Source organism: Treponema sp. R8-4-B8 (assembly GCF_054786175.1).
The window spans coordinates 1-618 of record NZ_BDHE01000241.1 but is presented as its reverse complement, the minus strand read 5'-3'; the positions used below and the strand labels follow the sequence as shown (position 1 = coordinate 618).

Genomic DNA, 618 nt, shown 5'->3' with positions numbered 1-618 from the left:
ACATAAACCAGCCGTAGGCGTTGCCGCTATCCATCTCCGTAGCCTTATACCAGAAACCACCGTCGCCGATCTCGGTGAAGCCGAATCCAGATGTGTATAAGAGACAGGAGGCGGGCGCGGACGGGACGCGGGATTTGGGTTCTGCTTGCTCATAATCAATCCTAATCCTATTAAAAATTAGAATTCTTTGTAAGAAGAAGAAGTTTGACTAAAACTTTTTCTTGTATTTTTTCACCGTACAACACAGTACTATCTCTCGATTTGGTTTTGTCTATTATTTTTGTGTTTTTTCCGCGAATGATTTAGATGTGTATAAGAGACAGCCGTAAGCATTGGTGGGCGCTGCATACGGACAACCCGTACTACGCGGTCTTGGATATTTTTGATATATGCCAAAAGAACGGCGGGTATCTTGTATGATAGTCTATCACGGAAGCTATGAGGAAATCGTAAAAATAGATTTATCCAAAGCCGTGCCGAATAAGGATTTCGGTAGGGGGTTCTACACTACAAAAAATCGTGAATAGGCGGTGATTTGGGCGCGTCGAAAAGGCGAGCATCACGATGTTCCCGGTTTCGTTTCCGAATTTGACTTCAACGAAAACGCCTTTTTTGACA

Annotated in this window: 1 protein-coding gene; it reads left to right on the top strand. The window is 43.7% G+C overall.

Annotated elements, in window-relative coordinates; genetic code table 11:
• Positions 1 to 389: 389 nt before the first annotated feature.
• Positions 390 to 527, top strand: coding sequence for a DUF3990 domain-containing protein (locus tag ACYVRA_RS08150; protein WP_461252230.1), 138 nt, complete (start codon positions 390 to 392; stop codon positions 525 to 527).
• The last annotated feature ends 91 nt before the right edge of the window (positions 528 to 618 follow it).